Annotated in this window: 19 protein-coding genes; 12 read left to right on the forward strand and 7 right to left on the reverse strand. The window is 49.3% G+C overall.

Going from position 1 to position 26,705, the window contains the following annotated elements:
- Positions 1-198 precede the first annotated feature (198 nt).
- Positions 199-681 (forward strand): photosystem I reaction center subunit XI, encoded by a 483-nt coding sequence (locus tag N836_RS56445; protein ID WP_023073697.1) that lies wholly within the window; start codon positions 199-201, stop codon positions 679-681.
- Between the two features lie 199 nt (positions 682-880).
- Positions 881-3,052, forward strand: a complete 2,172-nt coding sequence (locus tag N836_RS56450) for an AAA family ATPase (protein ID WP_023073698.1) — start codon at positions 881-883, stop codon at positions 3,050-3,052.
- 407 nt (positions 3,053-3,459) lie between these two features.
- Here N836_RS56450 and N836_RS56455 read toward each other — a convergent pair whose 3' ends face one another.
- A complete protein-coding gene (locus tag N836_RS56455; protein WP_023073699.1) occupies positions 3,460-4,860 on the reverse strand; it encodes a phospholipid/glycerol acyltransferase in 1,401 nt (466 codons plus the stop codon).
- 627 nt (positions 4,861-5,487) lie between these two features.
- On the opposite strand from N836_RS56455, the gene N836_RS0138465 reads away from it, so the two are divergent.
- The gene (locus N836_RS0138465) at positions 5,488-6,063 is read left to right on the forward strand and encodes an FHA domain-containing protein (protein WP_023073700.1); all 576 of its coding nucleotides are present in this window, start codon (positions 5,488-5,490) and stop codon (positions 6,061-6,063) included.
- Between the two features lie 30 nt (positions 6,064-6,093).
- Here the strand turns inward: N836_RS0138465 and dprA are convergent, their stop codons facing one another.
- The 3 genes from dprA to N836_RS56470 form a co-directional block, all read right to left on the reverse strand.
- Positions 6,094-7,266 (reverse strand): DNA-processing protein DprA, encoded by a 1,173-nt coding sequence (gene dprA / locus N836_RS56460; protein ID WP_023073701.1) that lies wholly within the window; start codon positions 7,264-7,266, stop codon positions 6,094-6,096.
- Between the two features lie 107 nt (positions 7,267-7,373).
- The gene (locus N836_RS56465) at positions 7,374-8,036 is read right to left on the reverse strand and encodes a DUF2301 domain-containing membrane protein (RefSeq protein ID WP_023073702.1); all 663 of its coding nucleotides are present in this window, start codon (positions 8,034-8,036) and stop codon (positions 7,374-7,376) included.
- Between the two features lie 46 nt (positions 8,037-8,082).
- The gene (locus N836_RS56470) at positions 8,083-9,765 is read right to left on the reverse strand and encodes a GAF domain-containing sensor histidine kinase (protein WP_023073703.1); all 1,683 of its coding nucleotides are present in this window, start codon (positions 9,763-9,765) and stop codon (positions 8,083-8,085) included.
- A gap of 190 nt (positions 9,766-9,955) precedes the next feature.
- Here N836_RS56470 and purN point away from each other — a divergent pair, with 190 nt between their 5' ends.
- From purN to psb32, 3 genes are all read left to right on the forward strand, one after another.
- Complete coding sequence (gene purN, locus N836_RS56475; RefSeq protein ID WP_023073704.1) at positions 9,956-10,621, forward strand: phosphoribosylglycinamide formyltransferase; 666 nt, start codon at positions 9,956-9,958, stop codon at positions 10,619-10,621.
- 134 nt (positions 10,622-10,755) lie between these two features.
- Positions 10,756-10,980 carry a hypothetical protein gene (locus tag N836_RS56480; RefSeq protein WP_023073706.1) on the forward strand — a complete coding sequence of 75 codons (225 nt, stop codon included), beginning with the start codon at positions 10,756-10,758 and terminating at the stop codon, positions 10,978-10,980.
- Between the two features lie 89 nt (positions 10,981-11,069).
- Positions 11,070-11,780, forward strand: a complete 711-nt coding sequence (gene psb32 / locus N836_RS56485; RefSeq protein ID WP_023073707.1) for a photosystem II repair protein Psb32 — start codon at positions 11,070-11,072, stop codon at positions 11,778-11,780.
- 122 nt (positions 11,781-11,902) lie between these two features.
- On the opposite strand, the gene gap is transcribed toward psb32, so the two are convergent.
- The 3 genes from gap to gltB all read right to left on the reverse strand — a co-directional run bounded on the left by gap (position 11,903) and on the right by gltB (position 18,577).
- Entirely contained in the window at positions 11,903-12,967 is a 1,065-nt protein-coding gene (gap, locus tag N836_RS56490) for a type I glyceraldehyde-3-phosphate dehydrogenase (RefSeq protein ID WP_023073708.1), read from the reverse strand.
- A 193-nt stretch (positions 12,968-13,160) separates the two neighbouring features.
- Positions 13,161-13,760 (reverse strand): DUF1802 family protein, encoded by a 600-nt coding sequence (locus N836_RS56495; RefSeq protein ID WP_023073709.1) that lies wholly within the window; start codon positions 13,758-13,760, stop codon positions 13,161-13,163.
- Positions 13,761-13,843: 83 nt separating this feature from the next.
- Complete coding sequence (gene gltB / locus N836_RS56500; RefSeq protein ID WP_023073710.1) at positions 13,844-18,577, reverse strand: glutamate synthase large subunit; 4,734 nt, start codon at positions 18,575-18,577, stop codon at positions 13,844-13,846.
- 660 nt (positions 18,578-19,237) lie between these two features.
- Between gltB and N836_RS56505 the strand changes: the two genes are divergently transcribed.
- From N836_RS56505 to tuf, 6 genes are all read left to right on the forward strand, one after another.
- The gene (locus N836_RS56505; RefSeq protein ID WP_023073711.1) at positions 19,238-21,076 is read left to right on the forward strand and encodes a phosphodiester glycosidase family protein; all 1,839 of its coding nucleotides are present in this window, start codon (positions 19,238-19,240) and stop codon (positions 21,074-21,076) included.
- Positions 21,077-21,498: 422 nt separating this feature from the next.
- Positions 21,499-21,927, forward strand: a complete 429-nt coding sequence (locus N836_RS56510; protein ID WP_023073712.1) for a phosphomannose isomerase type II C-terminal cupin domain — start codon at positions 21,499-21,501, stop codon at positions 21,925-21,927.
- A 281-nt stretch (positions 21,928-22,208) separates the two neighbouring features.
- On the forward strand, positions 22,209-22,583 hold the full coding sequence (gene rpsL, locus N836_RS56515; protein ID WP_006515834.1) for a 30S ribosomal protein S12: 375 nt from the start codon (positions 22,209-22,211) through the stop codon (positions 22,581-22,583).
- A 163-nt stretch (positions 22,584-22,746) separates the two neighbouring features.
- Positions 22,747-23,217 (forward strand): 30S ribosomal protein S7, encoded by a 471-nt coding sequence (rpsG, locus tag N836_RS56520; protein ID WP_031293143.1) that lies wholly within the window; start codon positions 22,747-22,749, stop codon positions 23,215-23,217.
- A gap of 78 nt (positions 23,218-23,295) precedes the next feature.
- Positions 23,296-25,371, forward strand: coding sequence for an elongation factor G (fusA, locus tag N836_RS56525; RefSeq protein WP_023073714.1), 2,076 nt, complete (start codon positions 23,296-23,298; stop codon positions 25,369-25,371).
- 25 nt (positions 25,372-25,396) lie between these two features.
- The gene (gene tuf, locus N836_RS56530) at positions 25,397-26,626 is read left to right on the forward strand and encodes an elongation factor Tu (RefSeq protein WP_023073715.1); all 1,230 of its coding nucleotides are present in this window, start codon (positions 25,397-25,399) and stop codon (positions 26,624-26,626) included.
- Positions 26,627-26,705: the final 79 nt, after the last annotated feature.

Below are 26,705 nucleotides of genomic sequence, written 5' to 3' on the forward strand. Positions count from 1 at the left end.
CTCATGTTTGGTTAGCTTCTGTGAGATTATTGGGCTCAGATGCGGCCAGGGCGCTGGTGTGTCATGTCGGTGCTGCGCTATTTCTAGGTTTCTGGGAATGGCAGTATTAGGGGTGACTCATAGCCTCAGCGATTTGGTCAGTGTTATAAATTCGAATTTCCCGTCTTACGACTGTCCATTACATAGGAAGACGTTCTTATGGCAACTAGTTTTGCAAGCGCAACTGGAGCCCCCGAAGTGGGTAACGTTGCGACTCCGATTAACTCCTCTGCGGTTGCACGTACTTACATTAATAATTTGCCTGCTTACCGTGCAGGCTTGTCTCCGTTTAGCCGTGGCCTAGAAGTGGGTATTGCCCATGGCTACTGGTTCTATGGTCCTTTTGCTTTATTAGGTCCCTTGCGCAATACCGACTACAGTGCTGTAGCTGGTGCACTGTCTGCGGTGAGCTTTGTCTTTATCCTGACTGTAGCGCTTGCGATATACAGTGCTACTAATCCTGATGGACCTGAGGGCACACTGACAACTCCTAACCCTCCTGAGTCCTATGCGACTCGTGAAGGTTGGAGCAACTTTGCCAGCGGTTTCTTTATTGGCGGCTGCGGTGGCGCTGTGTTTGCATTTTTGCTAACTCAGAGTCCTCATCTGCTACCTCTACAAGCAATTTTTGGTGGCATGTAGGGCTAGCGACTGCTAGGGAATTTTAGGCAAATTGTTTTCAGTGTTCAGCGCCTCCTTTATGGGGGCGCTGACGCTTTAAACAGCTGTATTGCTGCTCCTTGAGGTGGCTTTAGTTATAAGGGATAGTCAAATCGTCAAAACTTCAGCTCGACTCATTCCCTAAATTAGCAATCGTTAAACAGCTTTTTGATGTTGGTCTATGGATTTGTTTGAGCAACATCGGCAAACGTTAATAGATAAAGAAGCGCCCCTGGCGGCGCGTATGCGTCCGCGCAGTCTGGATGACTATGTAGGGCAGGATGCTATCGTCGGTCCTGGTCGATTGCTACGTCGGGCAATTCAGGCGGATCAGCTGTCGTCGCTGCTGTTTTATGGACCACCAGGCACAGGTAAGACGACTCTGGCCCAGGTAATTGCTAATACAACCAAGGCCCACTTTATTGCTATTAATGCGGTGCTGGCTGGTGTTAAGGATATTCGGAGTGCGATCGCAACCGCCCAAGACCTGCGTGGACAGCAGGGCCAACGCACTATCCTCTTTGTGGATGAAGTCCACCGCTTTAACAAAGCCCAACAAGATGCCCTATTGCCCTGGGTAGAAAACGGCACGGTTATTTTAATTGGAGCCACCACTGAAAATCCCTATTTTGAAGTCAATAAGGCTTTGGTCAGCCGGTCGCGAGTGTTTCAGCTCAAGCCCCTAGAACTCGACGACCTGCGCCAGATTGTGCAGCAAACACTGACAGATAAAGAACGGGGCTATGGTGATCGCACTGTCCAGATCGACGATGATGCCCTCGACCATCTAGCCAATGTGGCCAACGGTGATGCCCGCGCCCTGCTCAATGCTCTGGAACTAGCGGTAGAGACCACGCCAGATGCTCACATTTCCCTGGCAGTTGCTGAAGAATCCATCCAGCAGCGGGCCGTCCTTTATGACAAAGAAGGCGACGCCCACTTTGACACCATCAGCGCCTTTATTAAAAGCATGCGCGGTTCTGATCCCGATGCCACCCTCTACTGGTTAGCCCGGATGGTCTACGCCGGCGAGGACCCCCGCTACATTTTTCGACGCATGGTGATTTTTGCCGGGGAAGATGTGGGGTTGGCGGACCCCCATGCGGTGGTGGTAGTCAACAGCTGCGCCCAGGCGTTTGACCGCGTAGGTATGCCAGAAGGTCGTTATCCATTGGCGCAAGCGGCGTTATACCTGGCCACGTGCCCTAAGTCCAATAGCGTTATGGGCTTTTTTGATGCCCTGGCCACCGTTGAAAAAGAGCGGGAAGCAGAGGTGCCTAATCCACTGCGGGATGCCAATCGCGATAAACAAGAATTTGGTCATGGCCAAGGCTATCTCTATCCCCATGCTTACCGAGATCACTGGGTCGAACAGCAGTATTTACCCGGTAGTCTCCAGGGCCAGGTGTTTTATCAGCCGTCAAATCAGGGCTATGAAGATGCGATTCGGCTGGAGGTGACCCGCAAACGGGAAGCGCAGCTGGCGGCAGTGATGGAGGCAGATTTGCCAGAGGTGCTCACCTTTGGACCCACAGATAAGGCGCAAGAACAGTGGCTGCAGCGAACCCTTGGCAATGCGGGAGAGCAGCTGCGGCAGGTGTGCGATCGCGTCTATGCCACTCTCAAACCCCAGCGACACCATGTCTTGCTCGACCTTAATGCTGGCCTGCTCACCTGGGAAGCTCTACGCCAGGTTCCTGAAGGTGGCGTCTATGCCCGCGCGGCGACCGATCAAATTCGCCAGGCTATGGGTGAACAGGCGCAATTTTTAGATACGCTGACTCGACCCAAACTGTTCTCTAGCTCTTTAGATGCCCTGGCTAATGCCTTGGAAACTAAGGCAAAGGACGTCATGTTTGATGGCATTGTGGGACGAAATGTTTTTAAAGGGGCTTGCGATCGCACCCAGTTTCTCAAGCAATTGGCCGGTTACTTAGCCCCAAGCGGCAAACTAGTCCTGGCAGAAACGATTCCCTTTCGCACCCTGCGGCTCTATAGTTTGCTGCCTCCTCGGGCCTTACCCCCCAAACTTTTTCAGCAGCTGCAGCAGACAGAAGATCGGCTCTACACTGATGATCCAAAACAGTATTGGGATCTGCCAACAGTGTCTGATTGGTTTGTAGATAGTGGTTTAACCGCTGAAATTGAACTGCTGCAGCTATCAAACGAACTCACTCTCACTCCACAGTTGCAGCAGCGCTGGTTTGCTGATAATTCTCGCTACATGATGCATTTGGCAAAAGATTTATCGAGCCAAGATCTAGCCACTGTTCGCAACTCCTATCTCAAAGAGCTGAGAAACACACTTTCTTGGGAAACGGATGTTGCTCTGATTATGGCTCAACGCACCTGATTGCCCAGTATCAGAACGTTTTACCCGACTATGGGTACGAACATGTGTGCCATCTAATTTTTGGCAGCCCGATTGTTGTGCGTCTTATACGAAATCCTGACTGATAGCGTCCGATATCGCAGGGCATCCACCAGGGAATGCCCCTACAGAACCGGCCATTTTTAATCGGGTTTGATGAATTCGGATCTGGTATACCTAATGTCTGGGGTAAGCCATTGCCAGCCGGGCAACCCAACGAGGTGATGGCCGTTTTGATGCAGCGGATACGAGTAAGCTAGCACCGGTTTTTGCCTTTTCCTTGGGGAAAATAGGGTGGTCAGCCGGGTGGGTATTATGTCTATTCTGCTGACACCTCACCCTTTTTATGTTGAGCCACTTGCTCTAAACCATTTACTGAATCATTGACTTCAAAATTCACTACTGTCCACAATCAGATTTTCGAAAGATATCTGTAAATCCTTGGTCAACGTGGCGACTGCTTTACGGCGGCTTTGTTTGTAATCATCTTTGCGATCGCTAACGCAAATCGGCTCTCCCACCGTCAGCAGTGCTTCCCGTTTGCCCAGAGATGGCCGAGGAAACGGGTTTTTGCCCTGAATTCGTGTCACCATATCCGCCAATAACAACACCGTCTCCGCAAACCGATCCGCCGTCGGCTTTTCCAATACATAGCGCCCGGTTACCGCCACAAAACTTTCCACCAACCGCATATGCCACATCCGCAGATCGGCTTCTTCCGCAATTCGATCCGCCAGCCCTCGCTCTACTGAGGAAAGCGCCGCTTCCTCCCTCAAATCTTCGCGAAAGATCCGCTCCCAACCAGCCTGTTCTAGACGGCGACAGCGATCAATTACAGAGCCTTTAGGTTTGAGATTAAAGTACTTTTCTGCCACAGCTAAGGCCCCGTTTAGCAAATGCTGTAATCGTAAGGCGAGCTGCTCATTCGCATCCAGGTCTGATTTAGGATCGGGTCGCTCTAAACCATAAATCTGTTGATAATATCCCTCCATCAACGCCAGTAGGTGCTTAGCCAATCGGTAGAGACGCCCATAGAGGTTTGTAATTTGAGCCGTGGGTAACTCTACAGGGGGAATAACCTGTTCGCTAGAATTATCTATTCCACTTTTGGTCTCCAATTGGCTCAATAGTTGATCAATCGCGTCCCAAGGGGGATTGATATATCGGTATTGAATCCCCAGCGGCACAATGTAGACGGGTTCCGACCGTTGAACTTTAGCTAAATCTTCGACACACCAGAAGGCTAGTTGAGGTACTCCCGGCTCCAAGGGGCTAACAATTTCGTTATGGCCGTTATTTCCTCCTTCTGGAGCGGCAGCCAGGGGAAACTGCCCCTGTACTAATAGCTTTCTTGCCGCCTTCAGAGCGACTAAATCAAGCTTGCCTCGTTGGATGGATACTCCCCCTAAGCGAGAACAAAGCCAGCTTACCCAGCGACCAGCCCATAGGGGAATGCCTCGGTCGTAAATAAAATGACTATGGACTGGCTGCAGTGCTATGCCTGATTGTGCTGCGGCCTTAGGAACTGCCTGCCAGAGTAGATGGGCCATGCCATAGGCATCTTCGGTAGCTGGATGACGAAATGCCATTATCAAGCGGTTATTCCCCGTTTGAAAATCACTATAAAGCTGGGCCAGGGTAGCTGCATTTCTAACCTTGATGTTGGTCAGGTCGGTTTGCCAGCGAACCCAGATAGGCAAAATTCCCCTGGTCAGGTGTCGTACCCAAGGGTTAAAACGTTCAGGAATAAAATCTAAAGGGGGTTGTGCACGGATAATGGCGTTTGTCAAAGCCGAAGCCCTCCAACAAGCAGCAGTTGCTTAATGATTCCTTAATAGATACAGCCCTTATTAGCTAAATCGTGATGATGATTTTGGGATGTGCTAGTTTCTATATTGCCCCCAAAAAGCTTCTGAAACCCCCATAGGTTTTGCCTTACGGATTCAGGAGAACAAATATTAACCTTGGAGGATTTTAATATTTGGTGATAGCTTTTAAAGCTTCTATAAAAGACTATCCGCCAAATCACTGATATTGGATGAGCAAGGTTTAATGAAAAAGACATAAATAACGCACTACCTTTTGATAGGTTCACATCCTATAAAAGATTGCTGAGCGCTTGTAATAAAGTCCGATTGAACAAGGGCTTTCATGTGTTCCCTCGCTGTTGTAAATTGCATCTCTTAGAGATTGTATATAGCCTGAACAACGGGGGGTACTACGGGTGAACAGCAATTTTTCATTAGCTACTCATTTAACTTTTATCTTCCTACCCCAAGCAAGCTGACCTATAACTGCAGTTTGCCTGTGAATCTACTGAATTAGGGTGACAATCGACCGCACTTATAGCCTGTTGCTGTTAAGTTGTTTAGTCATTGTCCATGTCCACGCTTAGAGCTTCCTGTCCTAGCAGCCCTGTGAAAAAATCAGCTGGTAATGTCATCAGCGACAATGTTCTATCACTTCCTTGGGATGCTTTGTTTAATAACGTCGAAAACGATTTTGACGTTGCTAATACCGTTGCTGATTCTATATTGAAAGCTAAGGATCGTTGTCAAATTACTCCCTTTTATGTTCAAGCTGTCATTGCTAATTCTTCTGTATTTTTAGTCTCTAACACAGGCAGTTCTGAAACGCTGCATCTCACCCATGCCGGTACCTGTTGGCTTTTAGGAAAATCTGGAACCTGTGCTTTGCCAGTGGCTGATTCAACGGTCGATCCTTGCCATGCGGTCATTCGTTGCACTCCTGAGTCTGGATTTTTTATTGCCGATGTTGGTAGCCAAGCTGGAACTCGCTTGAATCGTCGTCGCCTGGTGCCGCAAAAACGGCAGGCCCTCAGGGATGGCGACATGATTGAGCTGGGGGAACTGGTTTTGGAATTTTTTGTGGATAACTTTGACCGCGTCAAAGATCCTCTGGATGCTTGTGAAATTACCTACACCGGTTATGAGATCACCTACACCGGCATGGAGACTTATCCAGGCAGTTGAGCATAGGGTGAAGCTGTAATCAAGCGGTGTCTATGTACGCTGATACTGGCCGCCCGGTAATTGGGTGATAACGCCAGCCAGCTCTAACTGTAATAGGCCACTCAGCAGGGCACTCGTGTCTAGCTGGGTGGCTTTTACTAAGTTATCTAAGCTAATAGGTACGTCGGGGATCACGTGTAGGAGCTGTTGTAGGGCTATATCCAGTTCGATTGCTGGTGTGTCATCAGGCTTGGTCTGTGTGGCGTTGGATAATGATGACTGCGTAGTGTTGTTGGCCGCAGTGGTATCACTATTGATGGTGGGCTTAGTGATAGTACGGTTGGCGATGCCAATATTGAGTAGTTCTTTAACCAGTGGATCTTCACCCAGGATAATAGCTGCGCCAGTATTGATGAGGGCTAAACATCCCTCGCCGGTGTGATTGTCCAGACTGTTGGGGAGTGCATAAACGTGACGACCATAGTCATTGGCTAAATAGGCGGTGATGAGTGCCCCTGATTTTTTGGGGGCTTCGGTGACTAGGGTGGCATGGCTGAGACCGGCAATGATGCGATTGCGTCTTGGAAAATGCCCCCGATCTGGTGGAGTGCCGTCGGGGTACTCGCTGACAATCAAGCCGGTTTCTAGGATGCGCTGATAGATTTTTGCATTGCTGCGGGGGTAGACGACATCTACTCCAGTTCCCAGTACGGCGATGGTCTGGCCATGGTTGTCCAGGCAACTTTGATGGGCGCAGGTGTCAATGCCGTTGGCTAGACCGGACGCAATAGTGATCTTGTGTTGACTTAGGCAACGACTTAGTCGATGGGTCCAACGTCGCCCATAGGTGCTGGGGTGACGAGTGCCAACCATGGCTACGGTAAGGCTGGGGGAATTGTTAGGGCGAAACGGGCCTCGATAGTAGAGGGCGGGGGGTGGGTCTGGGATTTCCCATAGCAGCTTGGGGTAGTCTGTGTCGGCGGGTGTCCAGAAGTTGGGGCACTGAGCCTCGTGTTTTTCGAGTAGCTGTTCGGGATTGAGGTGCGATCGCACCTCCCGAATATGATCGGCAATTACCAGGCCAATGCCATCGACAGCCAATAGGTCAGCTGGAGAAGCCTGCCATGCCAGCTCCAGTGAGCCAAACCGCTCATGCAATCGTTTAATCAATACTGGCCCCACATCTTTAATGTTTGACCAGGCCAGCCAATATGCTCGTTCCAACCTAGATTGCCTATTACTTCAACGATTCTAGGATGCCCATAAAGACTATGGTTGGCTATAGCTGAGCAGCTGAGCGTCTTGGCGTCATCAATGTTTCAACCTGCAGTCTAAGTCTGTGGCTGCCGCTGCTGTTTGAGATAGTCAAATACGCTCTTATCACCAATATCAGGCGGAATTGGCTGTATCAGTTTGCGGATGGCGAAAACAGCAAACAAAATCGCCCAAGCAATTAATAATCCCTGTCCTACCTGTGCAGGCATCGCACCTGCCATGTGGGCCAGTAATAAGCTGGGCACCAATAGCACCAGCAGTTTGGTTTCTAACCGATTAAAACAGAATGCTTCTTTGAAAAAGATGCCGGTTAAAGCGGCAAAGGTAAACCCGACGCCAAAAATTGACAAAGGTTGTTCATAAACTGTCAAAGCTAGGGGCCCGGAGACCATGATTGTAAGTCCTAGGCTAGCCAGACCGCCTATTAGCCAAAAAACTTGTAGGGTTTGGTGTAGCGATCTCAAATAGATATGAATGAACCACAGACTAATGCCTAACCCTAACCACATAGTCAGGTAGCAGGCCGATATAGCCCACAGTAGACCTGGGCTGCCATTTCCCAGGTTGAGCAACAACACACCCAGGGCAAAGCTGAAAGCGGCTATGGCCAGACCGCTACGATAAATCATCACCTCACGTCGATCATCTGAGGTAATTACAAAGGTGCCAAACTGCCCTTCATAGGACTCTAAACTCGTATCTGACGGTGCAGTTACCATGCCTACCTCCTGAGCTGGGCTAAATCCATGCAAGTGCTATCCCTGATCAAGGTGTAAAGGATAGCGGTAACTCAATCGTAAAACACGTCTGATTATTTCCGCTGGTTACGGCAATCACACCGTTGATGTGATGCACGAGCTTCTGCACCAGGGCCAAACCCAAACCGGTGCCGCCTTGCTTCCATGGGTCGGCGCTGGGTATGCGGTAAAACTTATCAAAAATCCGAGGAAGTTCATCTTGGGGAATTTCTACGCCCGTATTGACGAGGGTAAATCTTAAGGTATCGTCATTGACCTGGGCTACAGACAGCGTGATTTCCCCGCCAGGAGGGGTGTATTTGCAGGCATTATTGAGTAGTTCTGCCCAAATTCTATCTAGACTCGACAGATCTGACTGGAAGTGCTCAACGGTCTCAGCGATGGCTACTTTTAACTGCTGCTGACGGCTAGTAGCCCGTTCTTGAAAACTACTGACCAGGGCAGGCAACCATTCATGCATTTGAATCGTTTGCAACGCTAGCTCATGATTGCCGACATCCAGACGCTGCAGGTCTAGCAAATCGTTAATTAAGCTGATTTCGCGCTCACATTCTTCTTTGAGAATACGATAGTAGCGGGCGATGCGACCTTGTTCAGCGTCGGGTTTGGCCAGCTCGTGCTCCAGCCCCAGCTCTTGGGTTAGGGTCACCCCCAGCAATTGCAATGCCACACGCATACTAGTGACTGGGGTGCGTAATTCATGGGAAACAGTGCTTAAAAAATCGTCTTTGAGGGTATTGACCTGTTCTAGCTCGCGGACCTGAGACTGTGATTCTTGATAGAGACGGGCCTGGCGAATGGCAATGGCACATTGGTTAGCTACCTGTTGCACCAGACGAATTTCATATTCGCTAAAGCCGTGCTCTTTATTATTAATTAGCCATAGATCCCCTAGAACTCCCCGATCATCAAAAATCGAACAAGCTAACATCGACACTAGCCCCCGCACTGGGTTGGGTGCAATGGAACAAAATTGAAAGTACTGCCCTTCTAGCAGCTGATGATACACCTCTGGAAAGGACTCCATTTGGGAGACACGACCTCGGTCCGATGGCAGGGTGGTGTATTCGTAGTAGATAGTGGAAGTCCCTTGCTCCAGGTCATAGAGAGAGGTGTTGGAGCCTCTGACATTGAGGGCTTCGGTAATTTCCTGAACCGCTGTCTGTAGAATCTGTTTTTCGTCTAGACTGTCCCGTACCCGATCGGTAATGCGTTTGAGGGTGGCTTCAAACTCTGTGAGCTGGTCGAGGGCACTGTTACATTCCTCTAGCTGTTGTTGGATCTGTTTGTTAACAGTCCGAACTTGTACCAGTTCACTGATGTCTTTAAGGGTATTGACTAACACCGGGCCACTATTTGTGTGGAGTAGAGAGCGCTCGCCTAAAAAGTGACGTTGGCCGCGATGGGTCTTAATGACAATAGGTTGATCACTGGCTGTCTCTGTGGTGAAAAAGTGGGTGTCTTGCGATCGCAATAAGTCTGCATCCATCACAGCTGCCACTTCATGGTCCAGACAGCCCTCAAGTTTCTCTGGGGAGGTGTCTAGAAGTTGGCAACAGACCGTATTAGCAAACAGCCATCGCTGATCTGGCCCTTTGACATAGACAGGAGCTGCAACTGCATTCAATGAGCTAGCCATTAGGTCAATCAGATCGTGGATATCAACACTAGATGCAACAGATAGACTCATTGGATAGTTGCTAGACAATAGGGTGACGTTATGCCCTAACTATGCCCTGGTTTATGAGCAAACAGTTAACAATGTATCGCTAAGTCAATCGTTTTCTGTGAAAACCGTAATTATACGGACGTCATCACGAAGCAAATGAACGCTGCCTGTGTCCCTGTAGAATTCTAGAGTTTGTTTCTTGTTTCAGACTATGGGTGCTGCTCCCACTGATTGCTCTATGGACTGCTTGCTATCTCCCAACATTGATTGGCGAGCCCTGACCTACCCCACCCTCAAACTAGGGGTGCTTGCGTCTGGAAATGGCAGTAACTTTGAGGCCATTATGGCCGCTATCGAGCGTCAGGAACTCAAAGCCCAGGTTAGTGTTGTCATTTGCAATAACCCTGGCGCTAAAGTGCTTGAACGTGCCGCTAAGTGGTCCATTCCTAGCGTACTGCTTAACCACCGTGAGTTTGAGTCACGCGAGTTGCTTGATCAGGCCATGATCAAAACTTTGACCGACTATGGTGTGGGCTGGGTAATTATGGCGGGTTGGATGCGGCGGGTCACCCACCATCTGATTGATGGGTTTGCCGGACGTCTACTCAATATTCATCCCAGCTTATTGCCCAGTTTCCCTGGACTCCATGCCGTTCAGCAAGCTCTGGATGCGGGGGTTAAACTGGCAGGCTGTACCGTACATCATGTGGAGCTAGCAGTGGATAGTGGTCCGATCATCCTGCAGGCGGCTGTACCGGTGCTGCCAGGGGATGATGAGGCAAGTCTGCAAGCTCGGATTCAAATTCAAGAGCATCGCATTTATCCGGCTGCAATTGCGCTGGCGGCATATCAGCAAGCCACGGCCTTAAAGCTATAGATGGCGGATAATGCAGAAGATTCGGTCAACTTTTTAAATGCCCCTCTAAGCGATCCGGGGCGATTGGTCACCCGCGATCCGGAAGTTGGATAAGCCATGACGAAGGTATAAATATCGACGCCTGCTTGTCTATTATGTTTAACGCGACTCAACTTATTGGCAGAGATTTAGAAGCTTTGGTGCGTACTGCACTGATGCATGGTGAGTTAGCGCCCGGTGTAGGACAGGCGGTTGCACGGTATCGAGCCAAGTCTGATTTGACGGCTGCAGAACAACGGCAATTAGAGATTTTAGATAATGCGATCGCAGATGGATGTATTGTGACTGTCTGGGTTCCAGTTGATAGCTATCCTGCTTAGTCTGATCGGCTTTCTCAGAGGCAAGTGGTCATCTATAGTAGTTATTAGGGTAGCTATATAGCTGCTCAACTGCTGCTTTTTGAAACATCATGCTCTTGAGTTCGATATTTCATCGCTGCCGCTGGATAGCTGTAGTTGCGATCGCATTAGTTATTAACCTCATAGCTGTTGCACCTGCTAATGCCACCGGGGTATACGATCTGCCCATCAGCCCTAGCATGGACAACTGGGTGTTAGATAACGCCAATCAAATCACTCGCCTGAACGAGAGCAACCTCAATAAAGACCTCAAACAACTGGCAGCCGCAACCGAACAAGAAGTTCGCTATGTAACTATTCATCGTCTAGACTACGGCGAGACCGCTCAAAGTTTGGCTGAGCAGCTGTTCTCTCGCTGGTTTCCCACTCCAGAAGCTGGAGCCAATCAGACGATAATTGTTCTAGATGATGTCACCAACAATATTGGTATCAAGGTTGGTGAAGAAACCTCAGCACTACTGTCTACAGAGATTGCTGAAAGTATTACTCAAGAGACGATGAAAGCGCCACTGCTCAAGAGTAATAGCTACAATCGGTCATTTGACGATGCGACTGTGCGCTTAGCAGCCGTATTAGCTGGTGAACCCGACCCCGGTCCTCCAGTCATTGAAGAAGTGATTAATGTGGAAGGCACATTTGCGACGGCGGAAGAAACCGAAGAAAATCGGGCCAGTTCCACTTGGATTGTTGTCATATTGTTGATTTTGGCGACGGTGATTCCTATGGCTACCTACTACTGGTATCAGTCCATAGGGGGGTAGCGCTGGCGGCAGCCACAACAAATTTGTCACAACAAATTTACCCAAAGAAAGCGACCCAAATTTGGGTCGCTTTTTACTTAGCTCTCAATTCAAAGATTTAGAAATCAACCTTGGCCCCTGGCTTAGGCATAAACTGCTTCCAGCGCATCACTAGTAACGCCCTGTAGCAGTCCTTCAGTCAGGGCCATGTGCAGCATTAAATCCACCACACGGTTGGAGTAGCCCCACTCATTGTCATACCAGGTGATTAGCTTGAAAAAGTTAGGATTGAGTTCAATACCCGCTCCTGCATCAAAGATACTGGAGCGAGGGTCACCAACAAAGTCAGTCGAAACAACCGGATCTTCTGTATACCCTAAGACTCCACGTAAGCCATTATTTGACGCCGCTTTCATGGCATCACAAATTTCACGATAATTCGTTGCTTTTTCGGTGCGAACGGTTAAATCAACGACCGATACATCTGGGGTCGGTACCCGTAACGCCATGCCTGTGAGCTTACCTGTCAATTCTGGCAGCACCAAAGTCACGGCTTTAGCGGCTCCTGTGGATGCTGGAATAATATTTTGAGCAGCACCGCGACCACTACGCAGACTCTTTTTGTTGGGGCTATCAACGGTGGCCTGAGTTGCGGTTGATGCATGGACTGTGGTCATTAACCCTTCTGCAAATCCAAAGTGTTCATGAATAACTTTGGCAACAGGAGCTAGACAGTTGGTGGTACAGCTAGCATTAGAAACAATTTGATCGGTCTGTGGATTAAAGGTCTTATGGTTTACACCAACTAGCAGCGTTGGCACTTGTTCTGGAGTTTTAGTAGGTGCTGAAATCACCACTCGCTTCGCCCCAGCCTTAAGGTGATTGGCAGCCTGGTCATAGGTTGTAAACCGCCCAGTTGCCTCAACGACATAATCAACCCCGAGGTTACCCCAGGGTAACTCGGCTGGATTCGCTATGGAAAAACAGGGAATAAATTTCCCACTTACAACAATTCCATTGTCTCGGGCTTCAACATGGCCAGAAAACTGACCATGGGTGGAATCATACTTGAGTAGATAAGCAAGATTTTCAGGGGATACCAAATCGTTAATACCAACAAATTCAACATTTGAATTGTTGATAGCAGCCCGCAATATTAAACGGCCAATACGACCAAACCCATTGATGCCAACTTTTAGCACGGCCATGACAAACTAATGCTCATAGATGGTGTACAAAATTACTGCCTCAATCAGCGAGCAGCTTGTACTTTGTATGGCTGATTAGCTGGACTTCCTGGGGATCGTCGGTTTTCCTTTATAGTTAGCGTTACCTATATAAAATAGGATTTCGAAACGTAGGCAAATATGTCTGAATTGAGATTATCCGTAATAAAATTCTTCAAAGAATTTTAGGGTCTTGCCACGGAACTATCGGCTCAATGGATGAAATTTGGTGGTGTATCGTTTGGCTGATGTCAGCCCATGCCTGTTGATCGAGTGCGGGGGTGGATGGCATCGGAGCCAAGGGATTTTCGAAGGTTAACCAAGAACGACAGCCGCTGTAATCAGACTGCCAGTCAATCGTGATTGGGGTGACCAATCGATGTACGCGTAGCAACAGCAAATGTAAGGGTTGACTGGGTTTCCACCGAAACCGTTCTGTGACAAATCGCTCATTCCAAATATGAAATGGCAGGAGTGACTGTACTGATTGCTCATTTCTGATGGTCCATACCTGGGTAATATCGGCCCAGGCTTGCAAGGCGATGCTTTCAGGATGCCAACCAGATTCAACAGCCGTGACCTGTTGAGCCCACTGTGGTTTTAATAGATGAGCTTTTTGGTGTTCATAGGTTGGGTACAGCCAGACTTGATGATGGGGGACTTGAAAATGGTGACCCACTTCCCGAATACCGCCCTTCCGTAGCAGCAGAATTGTTTGCCCTTGTACAAGGGCATCTACCGCCACAGCCCATTCCTTAAGAGCGCTCTGAAGCATAAGTGCTACCCCTCCAAAATCGCGCTTCTAAACCCGATAGGGGTAGCACTTTATGGCTACCCCGCTGCGAAACTACTGGCCGATTAACCAACCGTAGTAACAATCGTTTCGGTATTAGCCAGGGTCTCAGGACGATCAGCTTCAGAGGGAGGCACTACTTGCCAGAACTTAGGCAGATAGCCCTCCCAATTTGCCAAAATGCGAGTGGCTTTGGTGCTACCTGTCCGCTCTGCATGGTGGCTAATTATTTCCTTAAGTTGCTGCGCTCCTGCTGCTGTGATTACCCGCTGCACCTTAACAATTTCAGGATTGACTCGGGTGGGGAAATCACCCTGTTCGTCTAGGAAGTAGCCCAAACCCCCGGTCATTCCTGCACCAACATTACGACCGACTCCGCCAAGACAAACGACCACGCCCCCGGTCATATACTCACAGCAGTGGTCCCCTGCTCCTTCAATGACTGCCTGAGCCTTTGAGTTACGTACGGCAAAGCGTTCACCGGCTTTACCAAAGGCATACAGGGTACCGCCTGTAGCGCCATAGAGACAGGTATTGCCGACAATAACGTTCTCAGATGGGTCGTACTGAACCCCCTCAAATGGTTTGATGATCAGCTCACCCCCATGCATGCCTTTGCCCACGTAGTCGTTGGCTTCGCCGATTAAACGTAGGGTCATGCCCGGTAAATTAAAGGCCCCAAAGCTCTGACCGACACTGCCTTTGAATGTGAGGTTCAATTTTCCAGCAAAGCCAGTATTGCCATACTGTTTGGCGATGGCACCGGACACCCGAGTGCCTACGGAACGGTCAGTGTTGATGACATCAAAGGTCTTACTGAGTGCAGTCTGGTTGGCAATGGCTTGCTGAATTGCTTGATCCGCTAGCATGGTATCGTCCAGAACTGGTCCATTGCTGTTGATATCACCGTGGTCTAGCCAACTGCGATCGCTACGAGTATCGGGCAGCTGAGTCAGAATATCTAAGTTTAATCCTTGAGTCTTAGTCAGATTAGTCTCTACTCGAGTTGTCAGCAGATCGGCGCGACCAATCACCTCTTGTAACGAGCGATAACCCAAATGGGCTAGTAGCGATCGCACCTCTTCGGCCACAAAGTAGAAGAAATTGACCACGTGTTCAGGAATGCCAGTAAAGCGCTTCCGCAGTTCCTCACGCTGGGTAGTGACCCCCACTGGACAGCTATTTGTATGGCAAACGCGGGCCATAATGCAGCCTTCGGCAATCATGGCGATGGTGCCAAAGCCATATTCTTCGGCTCCCATCAGGGCCCCCATAATCACATCCCAACCAGTTTTGAGACCGCCGTCTACTCGCAGTAAAACGCGATCTCGTAGCTGATTGGCAATCAATACCCGGTGAACCTCAGTCAGACCGAGTTCCCAGGGAACCCCCGCGTGTTTGATGGAGCTGAGGGGAGACGCACCGGTTCCCCCATCGTGACCAGATATCTGGATAATGTCCGCATTGGCCTTGGCCACACCCGCTGCAATTGTGCCAATGCCAATTTCAGACACCAGCTTTACAGAAACTCCTGCTGCTGGATTGATCTGGTGCAGATCAAAAATTAGCTGAGCCAGATCTTCAATTGAATAAATATCGTGGTGGGGAGGCGGTGAAATCAAAGTTACACCAGGCTTGGAACGCCGTAGTGAGGCAATATAGTCACTAACTTTACGACCGGGGAGCTGACCGCCTTCACCCGGTTTCGCACCCTGGGCCATTTTGATTTCAATTTGCCTGGCGCTCATCAGGTACTCAGGTGTGACGCCAAAGCGCCCTGAGGCTACCTGTTTGATGGCAGAGCAGGCAGTGTCGCCAGGTTGTAAGCCTTTCAAGTGTGGTAGTGTCGCCGAAAGACCATTATCATCCACATCGTTGATGGGCTTAAACCGGACGGAATCCTCGCCACCTTCACCAGAGTTCGATTTGCCGCCAATGCGGTTCATTGCGATCGCAAGTGTCTCATGGGCTTCCCGAGACAGTGCGCCCAGGGACATACCACCGGTACAGAAGCGGCGCATAATCGCCTCAACCGGTTCTACCTCATCCACAGAGATCGGTTCACGGTTGCTCTTCAAGTCCAACAAGTCACGCAGAGCTGCTGTCGGGCTGCCCTTAAGCTGTTCCTGGTACAAAGCGTAGTGGTCATACTGATTTGACTTCACAGCCTTATGTAGCAGTTTAGTCAGCTGGGGGCTGTTGCTGTGATATTCTCCCTTGGGTCGTGCCTGTACAAACCCCATATGCTCCAGACGCTTGGTAGTAAGCTCGGGAAAGGCTTTGCTATGGAAGCGCATGGTTTCTTGAGCCAGGTCTGCGACGCTCAAACCGCCCAAGCGAGAAATACTGCCCTTAAATCCCGCCGCCAACAACTCTGGCCCAATCCCAATGGCTTCAAAAATTTGGGCTCCCTGATAGCTAGACAGCAAAGAAATTCCCATTTTTGAGAGAATCTTCAGCAGGCCAGCTTCAACAGCCTTGCGATAGTTGGCCTGGGCTCCATTGAGCGTGGTGACTGGTAGTTTGCCAGTTTCCATTAGCTTTTGGGTTTTGCTGTTGGCCCACCAGTGGCGCACACTTTCCAGTGCCAGATGGGGACAAACTGCGCTGGCACCATAGCCGATAAGACAGGCAAAGTGATGGGTGCTCCAGCATTGGGCTGTATCGACTAATAGTGATGCTTGCATCCGTAGACCATTGCCAATCAGGTGATGGTGAACGGCCCCCACCGCTAACAGCGGTGGGATGTAGGTCTGGGTAGCAGAAAGGGTGGCGGGTTCGCCGCCGGAGTCGATGCGATCGCTAAGAATCAGCACCTCAGCTCCTGCCTTTACGGCTGCATCTGCCTGTTGACAAAGAACTTCGAGGGCCTGGCTCAAGCCTGCAGGACCCGCTTCAGCTGAGTACAGAGTGGAAATGCTGGCAGTTGGTAGGCTGCCCTGGCGAATGAGTTCTAGCTCATTGTCATTAATAACGGGTGATTCTAGCTTTATCAGCTGACTGGGTTGCTCAGCCAACAGATTATGACGTTGACCCAGCTGCATCTGTAGTGACATCACGAGTCGTTCACGCAGTGGGTCAATCGGGGGATTGGTGACCTGGGCAAACCTCTGCTTAAAGTAGTTGTAGAGCAGATGAGGCTTTTCTGAAAGCACAGCCAAGGGTGCGTCATTGCCCATACAGTATGTGGGCTCTTTTCCTTGGGAGGCCATGTCCTGAATAATCATATCCAGGTCCTCAGCGGTATAGCCAAAGGCGGTTTGCTGAGTGAGTAGAGACTTTCCTGCCAGCTGGGGCTGCCCACGAAAGAGCTGAGGAGAAATCTCTTGGCGATGATTCTTTACCCACTCCCCATAGGGTTGCGCCTGGGCAACCCGCTGTTTAATATCCCAGTTCTTAAGAATTTCATGGGTCTCAAAGTCAATGGCAATCATTTGACCAGGACCCAACCGTCCCTTTTCCATCACCTCTTCGGTGGGTAACTCAACCACGCCTGCTTCAGACGATACGACGAGATAACCGCTACGGGTAATGGCATAGCGGGCCGGGCGTAGTCCGTTGCGATCCAGTGTTGCTCCCACCTGTTTCCCGTCGCTAAACACCACCAGCGCTGGACCATCCCAGGGCTCTTGTACACCGCTGTAGTACTCGTAAAAGTCGGTGATTTCCGGATAGTTCAGCAGATCAGGCTGATTAAGATACGCCTCGGGTACCATCATCATCAAGGCCTGAGCCGGTGTACGTCCTGAGCGCACCAACAGCTCCATCACATTGTCTAAGTTGGCAGAATCGCTATTGTCAGCGTTCACAATGGGCTTTATCTGCTCTATGCTCTCTCCCCAGACAGGGCTCGCTAAATCAGCCTCGCGAGCCATCATCCAGTTGATGTTGCCGATCAGCGTGTTGATTTCCCCGTTGTGTCCTAAAAGACGCATGGGGTGGGCCAGGGGCCACTTGGGCATAGTGTTAGTGCTAAAGCGACGGTGGTATACCGCAAAAGCACTTTCGTAATCACTGTCTTGCAGATCGAGATAAAACTGACCGAGGACATCACTACGTACCATGCCCTTATAGACCAAGGTACGGCTAGAGAATGAGCACATATAAGCTTCTTTGAGAGCTACTGCTAGCTCATCACTGCTTTGAAAGGCTTCTAAAGCTCTTAGCCAGGCGCGGCGTAACAAAAATAACTGACGCTCTAGTTCATCGCCTGTAGCTGTTGATTCAACCAGGACTTGTTCAATTCGTGGCTCAAATTCTCGTGCCAGGGTGCCCAGGGTATCGGATGCTACGGGGACAGGACGCCAACCAAGTAGAGTGACGCCCGCTGCCTCAGTGACTTCGGCAAATTTTTGCTTCGCAACTTTTGCAGCTTCACTATGGCGAGGTAAAAATGTCATACCGACGCCGACATTGTCTGGTTTTAGCGATTGACTACCCGCCCAGCGCTGCAAAATTTTCCAGGGAATTGCGGTCATGATACCTGCGCCATCGCCAGAATCCTGGTCAGCGCAGCAGCCCCCCCGGTGTTCCATACAGCTAAGGGCATGCAGGGCATCGGTAACTAAGCGGTGACTAGCACGTCCTTGCTGATCAGCAATAAACCCTACACCACAGGCGTCTCGTTCTTCCACCAGTGATTTAGGCCCCAATGACTCAAAGCCTTGGAGTTGCTGATTCGATTGCACATTGTTTACACGCTTATTACCCATGAGCCAGTCGCAAGAAGAAAATAAAAAACGATTGAGCGCCTGCTGCTGGATGACATTGCCAGCAGCCGATACTGATAGCGATTGCAAATTAATCCCCTGGATGCGCTCTTGGGGACGATCGCGATGGTTATCTCAGAAATGGCAGACTATGAAGAAATCTGCCTGAGTAAAGGACTTACTCACATCAGTCAACACCGCTGAACAGGACTGATATGTATAAATTCATACTCCCAGCAGTCCTATATGGGATATCTCCCAAATGTAAGCCATCGCTTGTAGGCACTTGCAATGGCCTGTTTGCTATGACAGTGATCACACTATCTTCGCATTTTAAAAGTAAATCAAATTTAGCGATTCTTCACTGAACCTAACAAACTGCGTTGGAAAAATTTCTCAAAATTCTTGAGGATTGATATTATCAAGCGCTCCACTTGGATTCGTCAAGATTTTTTAAGTGTTTCCAACAGATCAGGTTTAGGCAGGATTAGCGATATTTGTGCTGCTTGTGGTGCGCTCGCCAGTATGCCTGAGACTCACTATTCAGGTTTTATAGCTTATGGTTCAGCCGTTCCAGCGTTGTTGAACTGGTGTTGTATGTGAGTGATTTTATAGTGGCTATACTGTCCATAATGATCGCGTTACAGGTAGTACTCTGAGGGTAGCTTCAGCAGCAATGGGGTCTAGACGTAACTATCTGGCGACCATTCCTTGGGGCTAATTCGCTTCATCTCGTTTAATACGTCGCCCATGTCAGTACGAGAGCCTCGGTCATTTCACCTTAAATCGTCACTAAAGTATTTTGTCCTGCTGCTATGTGTTTGTGGTTTTGTCCTGGGAGGGGCTCAGATTGATTCACAGCCAGCTCTGACTCAGGTTATTACCGCTTCCATTGGTCGATTGGCGTTGGTGAAAGCTGCAGAACCTACTGCCATTGGTCGGCAACTGCGTGTAAATGGACGCCTAGTGAATGGTGAATGGCAAAAGCGACGTGATTTGATTGGGATTTCTGACGGCGCGCTCGCAACTCAGTTAGGCGTTAATTTGGGCAGCACTGGTACGCCTGCCCAACAGCCGGTCGTATGGTTTAACTCCACCAATCAAGGATTGCTGACATTGCCCGCCTGGCATTACGAAAATACTCGTTATGTCGATATTGCTCCGCTGGTGCGTCAACATGGCTGGCAGGTTAAGTCCCAAGGATCGGTTCTAGATATAACGCTGCCCGCTAGCCAGATCATGGCCGTCCGTCAGGGTCGGCAAACATGGGGGAATCGTCTGGTATTAGATCTCAGTCGGGCCACTGCTTGGCAGGTAAGTCCGGCCGCTAATAGTATTACGGTGACAGTTGATGCGGCGATGGATGAGGGGGCGATCGCAAACTTTAAACCAGCGTCAGATAACAGCCTAAAAAGCGTCACCGTTAGCTCTAGTGGTGCGCGGACCACTCTAACATTGACAGTTGCTGATTACCTGCAAGCCCGCGTTTGGAGCCTGGCCGAACCCGCTCGTTTGGTGATCGATATTCGCCCTGACGCCCTAGAACCAAGAGAGATTCTCTGGGCCGATGGTGTGCAGTTTCAACAGCGTTACGTTGCACTAAACAGCCAACGTTTTCCTGTGTACACCTTGAGTCTGGATGCCAATCAATCTAACTTTTCCCTGCTGCCTCTGTGGGCGTTTCCCAATCAAGCGCCAGGTATTAAGCCCCCAGCGGATTTAGCGTCTCAGTGGCAGACAGCGGCTCTAATCAATGGCGGTTTTTTTAATCGCAACAATCAGCTACCTCTAGGAGCGTTACGCTACAACAATCGGTGGATTTCCGGACCAATTCTGGGGCGTGGGGCCATTGGTTGGGATAATCAGGGCAAAGTGCTCATGGACCGTTTGACCCTGGCGGCTACGGTAACTGCAAGTAATCAAACCTACACTGTTGACACGCTAAACAGTGGCTATGTCAAAGCTGGCATTGCCCGATATACCGAAAACTGGGGTTCTCAATATACAAGCCTAATCGACAATGAAGTTGTTGTTACTATTCAGAATAATCAAGTAGTACAGCGGCGTACCCTGGGAACTGCAGGGCAAGACACTGTCAGTATTCCTCAAGGTAGCTACCTATTGGTTCTGCGCTCCTTTAACTCTGCTGCATCAGCTTTCCCACCGGGCATCACCGTTACCCTGAATCAGCAATCCCAGCCTTCTAGTTTTGATCAATTTCCCCATGTCCTGGGGGCGGGGCCTCTATTGGTAGCCAATGGACAACTTGTGCTAGACGCTCAACGAGAAGCCTTTAGCCGCAATTTTATAGAAGGGCGGGCCTCCAGAAGTGCGATTGGTACCACCCCCAATGGCCAAATCAAACTGGTGACCATTCAAGGGCGAGTTGGCGGGCGTGGCCCCACCCTATTAGAAGCTGCCCGAATTTTACAAAGACTTGGCTGCACTGATGCGCTGAACCTAGATGGCGGTAGCTCATCCAGTCTTTATCTGAGTGGTCGGTTAATCAACCGGCATCCCCGCACGGCTGCTCGCATCAATAATGCTTTGGGAGTATTTACTCAGTCTTCCACCACCAATAGTCCGTAAAATCACCAGTGATTGAAGCAAGCTTGAAGGTATTTCCCCTAAGTTGAAGACTGCGTTTAATTAATTACATTGGCCGCCTTGCTTGCGCCGCCCATCTAATTTCCGCTGTTATGATGAGACCTGGGTCAAAAGAAGAATTATTGCGATCGCTCATAGCAAATAGAGGCATTATTTTTTGTAGTGCACCATATCTGTAAAAAGCGATTTATTAAACTTCCCTGTAGATTACGATTTCCTTTTTTTGCGGTCACTAAACCGTTATTCAAATTCCACGCTGATCCCAATCAGCGCAGTTATAACGCCTACTGCTCAGCTACTGAGGGTTAAGCACGTTTTAGCCTTGGCAATGCCTACAAAGGCTCGCCACAACAAATCGTAGCCACTATCTGTATCTGTACTTTTCCAAAACAGGAACTATTACTATGGTCCAAACTCAAGATCGCCCTAAGTCTTCCGCTCAAGAAACCAAAGAGGGCTTGACCACTGTTAAAAATAATTCTCCCATAAGCGATACTCGCCCTTGGGGGTCGTTTACTGTCCTTGAAGAAGGTAAAGGCTATAAAATCAAGCGGATTGAAGTTAAGCCTGGCCATCGTCTAAGCCTGCAGATGCATCATCATCGTAGTGAGCATTGGATCGTGGTGTCTGGCACTGCCAAAGTGATCTGCGGTGATCAAGAAATCCTACTTTGCACCAATCAGTCCACCTACGTACCTGCTTGTACAGCCCACCGGCTAGAGAACTCAGGTGTTATTCCTCTGATACTGATCGAAGTACAAAATGGCGAATACTTAGGCGAGGACGACATCATCCGTTTTCAGGATGACTACGCCCGCACAGACAGCAAGTAGGCTCTACTGTTTAGGTCAGCAGCGGCGGCGGCAATCTTCAGGAGCCGTCATGTAATACTGAGTATCCCAGGTAGGTCTTATCTATCTGGGATATTTGGTTTCAAAGTCTGATAAGCCAAACTTTTCCTCCATATCCAATACAATCTTTGTAGAAATGCGACTACTAAAGTTTCTGTTCGCTAGTCACTAGAGACCAAGAAAATATTGACAATAAAACCCTAAAATCGATACGATGGGGTCTTGTGAAAACTTCGAAGCAATAGGCATTTGCCTTTCTCAGTATGCCAACCATTCAACAGCTCATTCGGAGTGAGCGCAGTAACGCTCAAAAGAAGACAAAATCCCCAGCGCTGAAGAGTTGCCCTCAGCGTCGTGGAGTCTGTACTCGGGTATATACCACCACACCTAAGAAGCCTAATTCAGCACTAAGGAAAGTGGCCAGGGTTCGACTAACGTCTGGTTTTGAAGTGACTGCCTACATTCCAGGCATTGGTCATAACCTACAGGAACACTCCGTTGTGATGATTCGCGGCGGTCGTGTTAAAGATCTTCCCGGTGTCCGCTACCACATTATTCGCGGCACCCTTGATACCGCTGGGGTAAAGGATCGTCGTCAAGGTCGTTCCAAGTATGGCGCTAAGCGCCCTAAGGAGTAACGGGTCTGCGGCAGCGCACTACGGGAGATGGGTAGGTGTGACCCTTGTATTCCGTGTAGTTGCAGTGCGTTTGCTAGTGTATCCGCCACAGACTCTCTAGCTAGATTGTGTTGACGTTAGTCAGCTCTTAGCACTCAACTCATACGTCTAACAAAGGATTACTATGTCTCGTCGTTCGAGCGCTCAAAAGCGCGTTGTTCCGCCTGATTCTGTATATAGCAGCCGATTGGTTAGCATGATGGTTCGGCGCATCATGGTCAGCGGTAAAAAGTCCTTAGCACTCCGCATTGTCTATGGAGCCTTTAAGCTCATTGAAGAGCGCACTGGGAATGAGCCTTTAGAGGTTTTTGAGCAAGCAGTTCGCAACACCACACCCTTGGTTGAAGTGAAGGCCCGTCGTGTAGGTGGTGCTACCTACCAGGTTCCTATGGAGGTGCGTGCCGATCGAGGTACTGCGCTCTCTCTTCGCTGGATTTCCCAGTTTGCTCGCCAGAGAGCAGGTAAGAGCATGGCTATTAAACTGGCTAACGAACTTATGGATGCTGCCAATGAAACCGGTGGCGCTGTCCGTAAGCGTGAAGAAACTCATCGGATGGCAGAGGCTAACAAAGCCTTTGCTCATTACCGCTACTGATGGTTGGGTGAAGTTCCCCCTCGTCAGTTGTCATTGTAAAAATGCAACTTTCAGATACGTTGTTTGAAGGTTATAGCCATGGCACGCACCTCTCCAATAGAAAAAGTTAGAAATATCGGGATTGCCGCTCACGTTGATGCCGGTAAAACCACAACAACTGAACGTATTCTCTTTTACTCTGGCGTTGTCCATAAGATTGGAGAAGTGCATGATGGTAATGCCGTCACAGACTGGATGGAGCAAGAGCAGGAACGTGGTATCACGATTACTGCGGCTGCCATTAGTACTAGCTGGCGTGATCATCAGATCAACATTATTGATACGCCTGGTCACGTAGATTTCACCATTGAAGTAGAGCGTTCAATGCGTGTGCTAGATGGTGTGATCGTTGTTTTTGATTCAGTTGGTGGTGTGCAGCCTCAGTCAGAAACTGTTTGGCGACAGGCAGATCGATACAACGTTCCACGTATCGCTTTTGTCAATAAGATGGATCGCACGGGAGCAAGCTTCTTTTCGGTCTATCAGCAGGTTCGTGAGCGTCTTAAGGCTAATGCGGTTCCTATCCAGATCCCAATCGGTGCCGAAGACCAATTTCGGGGTGTAGTGGACCTGGTGAGGATGCGGGCCCACATTTATGCCAATGACCTAGGGACAGACATTGAAGAAACTGACATTCCTGATGAACTTCGGGAACAGGCAGAGGAATATAGAACGCTGTTGCTTGAGTCCATTGTTGAAGCTGACGATGCTCTGATGGAGAGATACCTTGAGGGCGAGGAACTCAGTAGTCAGGAAATTATGAACGCAGTGCGTGCAGGGGTAACTAGTGGTGACTTAGTGCCAATGCTCTGTGGTTCAGCATTTAAGAACAAAGGTGTTCAGCTTTTGTTAGATGCCGTAGTTGATTATTTGCCCTCTCCATTGGATATACCACCTATTCAGGGCACATTGCCTAATGGAGATATGGGCGAGCGGCCTCCTGAAGACGATGGTCCACTTGCTGCTTTAGCATTCAAGATTATGTCAGATCCCTACGGGCGACTGACATTCATCCGAATGTATTCGGGTGTTTTGACAAAGGGCAGCTACGTTTATAACGCTACTAAGGACAAAAAAGAGCGAATTTCTCGATTAATTGTCCTCAAAGCGGATGAGCGTATAGAGGTTGATGAGCTTCGGTCTGGTGATTTGGGTGCCGTGTTAGGGCTCAAAGATACAACGACGGGCGACACAATCTGCACCACAGATAGCCCGATTGTGCTAGAGTCTCTATTCGTGCCAGAACCTGTTATATCCGTTGCTGTGGAACCCAAAACCAAGCAGGATATGGAAAAGCTGGCCAAAGCTTTACAATCACTGTCCGAGGAAGATCCTACATTCAGGGTGTTTACCGACCCTGAAACTAATCAGACGGTGATTGCAGGCATGGGGGAGCTTCACCTGGATATTCTCGTGGATCGTATGAAGCGAGAATTTAAGGTAGAGGCAAACATCGGCGCACCTCAGGTGGCCTATCGCGAAACTATTCGCAAGGCAGTTACCGGTGAAGGTAAGTTTGTGCGCCAAAGCGGTGGTAAAGGACAGTTCGGTCACGTAGTGATTAAAGTTGAGCCAGGGGATGAAGGCTCCGGATTTGAGTTCGAATCTAAGATTGTTGGCGGTACAGTGCCTAAAGAATATGTTGGTCCTGCAGAAGCTGGCATGAAAGAAAAGTGCGAATCTGGTATTCTAGCTGGGTATCCCATGATCGACCTTAAAGTCAAACTGGTTGATGGTTCTTACCACGATGTAGACTCATCTGAAATGGCCTTTAAGATCGCTGGATCAATGGCTATTCAGGATGCAGTCACAAAGGCTTCTCCAGTACTACTGGAACCTATGATGAAAATCGAAGTTGAAGCTCCTGAGGAGTTTCTTGGTGACATCATGGGAGACCTTAACTCTCGTCGAGGCCAGATTGAGGGTATGGGGTCCGAGAGTGGGCAGGCCAGGGTAAGTGCAAACGTACCTTTGGCTGAAATGTTTGGCTATGCCACTGATATCCGCTCAAAGACTCAGGGTCGAGGCATATTCTCTATGGAGTTTAGTCACTACGCGGAAGTTCCGCGCAACGTGGCTGATGCGGTTATCGCTAGAAACAAAGGGAACGCATAAATTAGTTTAGGGACACAGTAAATACATGGCACGCGAAAAGTTTGAAAGAAGTAAGCCCCACGTTAACATTGGCACAATTGGCCACGTTGACCACGGTAAAACCACTCTGACAGCTGCTATCACCATGACATTAGCAGCGGCTGGTGGTGCTAAGGCTCGTAACTATGAGGATATTGATGCTGCTCCTGAGGAAAAGGCTCGGGGTATCACTATCAATACAGCTCACGTAGAATACGAGACTGATAATCGCCACTATGCTCACGTTGACTGCCCTGGACACGCAGACTACGTTAAGAACATGATTACCGGTGCTGCTCAAATGGACGGAGCAATTCTGGTTTGTTCTGCTGCTGATGGTCCTATGCCCCAGACTCGTGAGCACATTCTGCTTGCCAAGCAGGTAGGTGTACCTAACATCGTTGTCTTTTTGAACAAGCAAGATCAAGTCGATGATGAAGAGCTGCTTGAGCTGGTTGAGCTTGAGGTTCGTGAACTCTTGAGTTCTTACGAGTTTCCTGGCGATGACATTCCCATTGTTGCAGGCTCTGCTCTTAAGGCTGTTGAAGCACTGCAGGCTAAGGGTGATATTGGTCGTGGTGAGGATGAGTGGGTTGATAAGATCCATGCTTTGATGGATGAAGTTGACCAATACATCCCTACTCCTGAGCGTGATGTTGATAAGCCTTTCTTGATGGCCGTTGAGGACGTCTTCTCCATTACTGGTCGGGGTACAGTGGCTACCGGTCGTATTGAGCGCGGTAAAGTCAAAGTTGGCGAAACTATCGAAATCGTTGGTATTCGCGATACATCTCAGAGCACTGTTACTGGTGTGGAGATGTTCCAGAAGACTCTGGATGAGGGTATGGCTGGTGATAATGTCGGTGTGCTCTTGCGTGGTATTCAAAAGGAAGATATCTTGCGCGGCATGGTGCTAGCCAAGCCCGGTAGTATCACGCCTCACACTCAGTTTGAGGCAGAGGTATATGTACTGAATAAGGAAGAAGGTGGCCGTCATACACCTTTCTTCCCTGGCTATAAGCCTCAGTTCTATGTGCGGACTACTGATGTAACTGGTTCCATTGCTAGCTTTACTGCAGACGATGGCAGTGCTGCTGAAATGGTTATGCCTGGTGACCGCATTAAAATGAATGTGGAACTAATTAACCCTGTTGCAGTAGAAGAGGGTATGCGCTTTGCTATCCGTGAGGGTGGTCGCACCGTGGGTGCTGGCGTAGTATCTAAGATTACTAAGTAATTCTTACTGAGTAATTTCGTTTCAGATTGGTGCGAAGAAGGTGGTAGTAACCTTCTTCGCATACCCGGTTTTCTGACCG

Source organism: Leptolyngbya sp. Heron Island J, from assembly GCF_000482245.1.
GTDB lineage: Bacteria > Cyanobacteriota > Cyanobacteriia > Phormidesmidales > Phormidesmidaceae > Leptothoe.